7 protein-coding genes are annotated in these 5,486 nt (G+C 69.6%); 4 read left to right on the forward strand and 3 right to left on the reverse strand.

Features of this window, described 5'->3' with window-relative positions; all coding sequences use genetic code 11:
- Window positions 1-35: 35 nt before the first annotated feature.
- The 3 genes from ABD298_RS15065 to ABD298_RS15075 form a co-directional block, all read right to left on the reverse strand.
- On the reverse strand, window positions 36-680 hold the full coding sequence (locus ABD298_RS15065; protein WP_344300574.1) for an NADPH-dependent F420 reductase: 645 nt from the start codon (window positions 678-680) through the stop codon (window positions 36-38).
- A gap of 129 nt (window positions 681-809) precedes the next feature.
- A complete protein-coding gene (locus tag ABD298_RS15070) occupies window positions 810-2,471 on the reverse strand; it encodes a hypothetical protein (RefSeq protein WP_344300575.1) in 1,662 nt (553 codons plus the stop codon).
- The gene (locus ABD298_RS15075) at window positions 2,468-2,986 is read right to left on the reverse strand and encodes a hypothetical protein (RefSeq protein ID WP_344300576.1); all 519 of its coding nucleotides are present in this window, start codon (window positions 2,984-2,986) and stop codon (window positions 2,468-2,470) included. Before ABD298_RS15075 ends, ABD298_RS15070 begins: the two co-directional genes overlap by 4 nt.
- A 153-nt stretch (window positions 2,987-3,139) precedes the next feature.
- Between ABD298_RS15075 and ABD298_RS15080 the strand changes: the two genes are divergently transcribed.
- The 4 genes from ABD298_RS15080 to rpsN all read left to right on the forward strand — a co-directional run bounded on the left by ABD298_RS15080 (window position 3,140) and on the right by rpsN (window position 5,069).
- Entirely contained in the window at window positions 3,140-4,120 is a 981-nt protein-coding gene (locus ABD298_RS15080; protein WP_344300578.1) for a glycosyltransferase family 2 protein, read from the forward strand.
- A gap of 233 nt (window positions 4,121-4,353) precedes the next feature.
- Window positions 4,354-4,590, forward strand: a complete 237-nt coding sequence (gene rpmB / locus ABD298_RS15085) for a 50S ribosomal protein L28 (protein WP_208710540.1) — start codon at window positions 4,354-4,356, stop codon at window positions 4,588-4,590.
- Window positions 4,590-4,760 carry a 50S ribosomal protein L33 gene (gene rpmG, locus ABD298_RS15090; protein ID WP_043122011.1) on the forward strand — a complete coding sequence of 57 codons (171 nt, stop codon included), beginning with the start codon at window positions 4,590-4,592 and terminating at the stop codon, window positions 4,758-4,760. Before rpmB ends, rpmG begins: the two co-directional genes overlap by 1 nt.
- A gap of 3 nt (window positions 4,761-4,763) precedes the next feature.
- Window positions 4,764-5,069, forward strand: a complete 306-nt coding sequence (gene rpsN / locus ABD298_RS15095) for a 30S ribosomal protein S14 (RefSeq protein WP_208710539.1) — start codon at window positions 4,764-4,766, stop codon at window positions 5,067-5,069.
- Window positions 5,070-5,486 lie beyond the last annotated feature (417 nt).

The following is a 5,486-nucleotide window of genomic DNA, read 5'->3' on the forward strand; positions in this document are numbered from 1 at the left end:
GCCGCCGTCGTGCGTGCGCGGAGGTCGGGAGGGGGTCAGACGGCCGGGAGGAACTTGAGGGCCGAGTTCCACTGGAAGTCGGGCAGGTCGTCGTTGGCGGAGAGGAGGATGTTCAGGAAGCCGGTCTGCTCGAGCTGCTGGGCGCGGCGCAGCGGGCCGACGGTGATCGCGTTGAGCCCGGCCGCGGAGGCGAAGTCGGAGACGGCCTTGACGGCGGACTCGTCGTCGCCTGCGATGAGGACGTCCAGCTGCTGCCCGGAGACCTCGCCCGAGACGAGCGTGCCGGCGAAGGTCGTGTTGAAGGCCTTGACCACGGTGGCGGGCGTGATCTTCTGAAGCTCCTCCGCGGCGGAGGACCCTGCGGCCACCGCGAGGCTGTCGAAGGTGGAGAAGTCGACGGGGTTGGTGATGTCCACGTACACCTTGCCGGAGAGGGCCTCGCCGTACTGGGACACGATGGCCTTCGAGGCGTCGAAGTAGACGGCGGGGATCACGATCTGCCCCTCGACGGAATCGCCGAGGACGCCGGTGGTGACGCCGCTCCCGAGCTCGTTGGCCAGCGCTTCGGCCTTGGCCTTGTCCTCGTGCGCGAGGAGCTGGACGCTCCTGCCGGCCGCGATCGCGCGGGACGCGAGTCCGCGGGCCATGTTGCCGGTGCCGATGATGGTGATGTCAGTCATCCTGGTCTTCTTTCCGTAGAGGGCGGAAGCTCGGTGGCGGGCTTTCGTCGCTGGGGTGGCCGTTCGGGCCTTACTTGAAGCTACAACTCAAAGCGCTGCGCATTCATTCCCGGCCCACCCGCGGTCGGCTCATCGGAACAGGTCTCCGCGCACCCCCATGATGATCCGGTCGCCGGGCCGGGACCGCTGGAGGAAGTCGACGACCGCCCAGTCGTCGAGCGCGAGGCATCCCGCCGTGGGCGACTTGTTCTCGTGCAGGAAGATGGCGAAGCCGGCATCCTGGACGATCTCGCTGTCCGGCGGGCGGTTGTAGTTGATGACCGCGCCCTGCCGGTAGTCGTGCGTGGAACGGGTGGCGAAGTACCACATGTTCTCGTCGTACCCGACCCATGAGCTCGACTCGAAGTAGGTGTTGTACGTCGGGGTCCACGGGTTCCCGCCCCAGCGGGAGCTGGGATTGAGGGTCGTGTACTGCAGGGCGGTGCCGGGGTTCCCGATGCCGAACGCCTCGGTGACGGTGTACGACCCGCTCGGGGAGTAGTCGTAGCGGGTGGGGCCCGAGGGGACGCCCGGGGCCTTGAATCCTGCCTTGCCCGCCTGGCCATCGGTGATCCACTGCGGGACGAACAGCCCTGCGACCTTGAAGCAGTTCACCGCGGTCACGCCCGTCACGCCGTAGGCCTCGGCGATCGCGAAGGTCACCCTCGCCGAGCCGTTCGCGCCGTAGACGCTTCGGCCGTTGTTGAGGGCGTTGCACTCGCTCATCGCGTACACGGTGGTGCCCTGCGCCGGCGACCAGCCGATCAGCCCGCCCTGGAACGTCTGGATGCACTCGCCGCCGGCGCACACCTCGGGGCCCACCGGGTACCCGAGGATGCCGCGGTTGTGCCCGTAGCTTGCGTAGCGGGACAGGATCGCGCCGCCGGTCGCCCACGCTCCCGTGGCGGGGGACCAGAAGATGTAGCCGTGCTGGAAGGCCTGGAAGCAGCCGCCGTCGGGCTGGCCGCAGGTCTCGGGTCCGGTGGGGTAGCCGAGCCAGCCGCGGTTGTGGCCCAGCGCGGCGTAGGTCCCCAGGATCGCCCCGTTGACGGCCCACGCGCCGGTGGCGGGGGACCAGAAGATGTAGCCGTGCTGGAAGGCCTGGAAGCAGCCGCCGTCGGGCTGGCCGCAGGTCTCGGGTCCGGTGGGGTAGCCGAGCCAGCCGCGGTTGTGGCCCAGCGCGGCGTAGGTCCCTAGGATCGCCCCGTTGACGGCCCACGCGCCGGTGGCGGGGGACCAGAAGATGTAGCCGTGCTGGAAGGCCTGGAAGCAGCCCCCGTCGGGCTGGCCGCAGGTCTCCGACCCCACCGGCAGGCCGAGGAAGGAGGACTCTCCCCCAGCCGCGGTCCAGACCGCTCCGATCGCGCCGCCCACCGAGTAGGGGAGTGCGGCGGCTGTCGCAGCCGGAGCCGCCGACGGCGAGGTGCCTGTCGTCCCCGATGGCGTGGCGGACGGGCTGGCGGATGCGGTAGCTGACGCGGTGGAAGGTGCCGTCGCCGGGGCGGCTGGGGAGCTCGTCGGAGACGTTGACGAGGGGTCGGCGGTGCTGGACGTGGTGGTGGTGGACGGCATGGTGCTGGGGGCCGGGGTGCCGGCCTCCACCGTCGCGCTTGCCGTCGCCGTCGGGACCGGCACGGGCGACGGCGCGGTGGTCGCCTCGGCGGGCACGGCGGCCAAGGCCGAGGCGAGGCTCACGACGGCGGCGATCGCTGCGGGACGGAGCGCGGGGAGGAACCGGCGGCGGTGCGTCACTTGGCCACCTCCTGGGAGACGACGGCGTCACAGCTCAGCTGCGCGGGACCGGACGGCCCCTGGCCGCTCGTGACCGCGAAGGCTTCCGCACGCACCTCCGCGGTGCCGCCCGGACTGACGGTCACGGTCTGGAGTGAGTGGCCCGCTACGCTCGGCCCGTCGGTCACGGCGATGGCCACGGTGTAGGTGCGCCGCTCCTGGCTGTCGTTGCGCACGGTCCCGCTGAAGCTCCACGCCCCGGCCGCGTCTGCCGTGCACGTCTGCGACACGAGGGCATCCTGCGCGATGATGCTCTGCGCGGACGATGGGACGCCCAGCGGGTCCGAGGGAGTGGGTGCAGCGCTCGGCGAACCGGTCCCGGTGGAGCCGCCCGGCGTCGTGCTCCCCGCAGTGCCGCCGCCTGAGCCCGTGGCGGGGGAGGCTCCGGGCGGCGCGCCCGTCCCAGAGCAGCCCGCGAGTGCGAGGGCCATGGCGAGCAGTGCGCAGGCGGCGGGCAGGGTCGAGCGCTGAGTCATGAGTCCCCCTCTGACAGGCGCGCGGCAGCTGCCGCGCTTGCGCTCATTCTCAGGGCGCACTGGGCGCGGGGCCCGCAGGCGCGGCGGCGCGCCGGGGAGGGAGCGGTGCCGTAGCATTGCCTCGAATCGCCCGCCTCGCCCGAAATGAGTACCGTGAGCCGACCATCTGCCCGCGTCGCTATCGTCACCCGGACCAAGAACCGGCCGCGCCTGCTGCGCCGCGCCATCGAGGACATCCTCCAGCAGACCTTCGGGGACTGGACCCTCGTCGTGGTCAATGACGGCGGGGACAGCGCGGACGTGGACGCGGTCCTGGCCGACTTCCAGGAGCGGCTCGCCGGGCGCCTCCTCGTCCTGCACCACGCCGAGAGCCTGGGCATGGAGGCCGCCTCGAACCGCGGCATCGCCGCTGCCGACAGCGAGTACATCGCCGTCCACGACGACGACGACGAGTGGGCGCCCGAGTTCCTCGCCACAACGGTCGCGCACCTGGACTCCCACCCGGACGACGGCGGGGTGACCGTCGAGACCGAGATCGTGTTCGAGAAGCTCACCGACACCGGCCGCGAGGTCGAGGAGCGGGTGATCTTCGAGCCCCAGCTGCACGCCATCACCCTGGTGGACCAACTGCACTACAACCGCTTCGTACCGATCTCGTTCCTCTTCCGCCGCTCCGTGTACGACGAGCTGGGCGGCTTCGACGAGTCCCTCGCCGTGGTGGGCGACTGGGAGTTCCACCTCCGGTTCCTGGTCCGGCACCACATCGGGTACGTCAAGGGCCGCCCGCTCGCGTTCTGGAACCAGCGGCGCGGCGCGACCGACGCCGACGCGAACAGTGTGATCGCCGGCGATCTCGACCACCATGTCTACTCGCTCAAGGTGCGGGATCGGCTCGTTCGGGAGCACGCGGCGGCGTACGGGCTGGGGCCGCTCGTCTACCAGCGGGAGCTGATGGCGGCCGAGGTCGGCCGCTTCCACGCGCGGATCGATGAGCTCCAGCGCGGCCAGGAGGTGCTGCTCGAGGAAGTGCGGGCGCTCAGGGCGGCCCTCGACGAGGAGCGCCAGGCGCGCGGGGCGTGGTCGCAGCTGCCCGGGAAGGCGTTCCAGCAGGCGCGGTCCGCGCTGCGGCGCTGATTTGCGGCCTCGGGGCGCGGCGCCTAGTATTTAAGGCTGTCGTATGCAGTGGAGTCCACTTCTCGGCACTGAAGTCACCGTCTAACCGCGGCGAGGATACTTCGGCTGGTTCTCACCCCGCCTGGTCACCCTCCGGAAAGCTGCAGAACGAACGGTGCATCGAGGTGGCGGGACGCATCTGCGGACCGCCATTTTTACTGCAACTGTTTGACTACACCTTGGAGGAGCGAAACATGGCAGCGCATTGCCAGGTGACCGGGGCATCGCCCGCGTTCGGTCACAGCATTTCCCACTCGCACCGCCGCACCAAGCGTCGGTTCGACCCGAACATCCAGAAGAAGCGCTACTGGGTCCCGTCCCTGCGCCGCAACGTCACCCTGACGGTGTCGGCCCGTGGGATCAAGACCATCGACGTCCGTGGCATTGACTCGGTCGTCGCCGAGCTGCTTGCGAAGGGTGTGAAGCTCTGATGGCGAAGAAGGACAAGGACGCGCGTCCCATCATCAAGCTCAAGTCCACGGCCGGTACCGGGTACACCTACGTCACCCGCAAGAACCGCCGTAACGACCCTGATCGTCTGGTCATGAAGAAGTACGACCCGGTCGTCCGCAAGCACGTCGACTTCCGAGAGGAGCGCTAAGACATGGCCAAGAAGTCCAAGATTGCCCGCAACGAGCAGCGCAAGGCCATCGTTGAGCGCTACGCCGCGAAGCGCGCTGAGCTGAAGAAGACCCTCGTCGACGAGAACGCGACCGACGAGGCCCGAGAGGCCGCCCGCCTCGGCCTCCAGAAGCTTCCGCGCAACGCTTCCCCGGTCCGCCTCCGCAACCGCGACCAGATCGACGGACGCCCCCGCGGCACGTTCCAGAAGTTCGGCATCTCCCGCGTCCGCTTCCGCGACATGGCGCACAAGGGCGAGCTTCCGGGCGTCACCAAGTCCTCCTGGTAGGACTCGGCACGGCTCGCGAGAGACGAAAGACCCGTCCCAAGGGGCGGCACCCATCCCGGGTGCCGCCCCTTCGGCGTCTCCGGGACGACCGCGCGATGGACGGCGCCCGGCGAGGCCGGCAGCGCACGACACGCCCGGGCGTCCCAGTCGATTTGCGAGGCACCAGGGCAGCGGGTAATGTTTTCCGAGTCGTCAGGGACTGAGGCGCTCACAACGCCGAGGACGAAGACGAAAAGAACCCTTCAAACCAGCTGAAAGCAGCAGCGCTCAGGCGTGGGCAGAACAGCCGGGAAGGATCATTTCAACGAAATGCGCTCCGAATGCGGAGTTTGCGGCCGGGAAGATGATCTGGTAGGTTTGAGAAGTTGCTTCGGGACGGGGCGGCCGCCGGGTGGTGGTTGTTTCTACTGGAGGGGC

It is taken from the genome of Sinomonas flava, from assembly GCF_039531875.1.
Taxonomy (GTDB): domain Bacteria; phylum Actinomycetota; class Actinomycetes; order Actinomycetales; family Micrococcaceae; genus Sinomonas; species Sinomonas flava.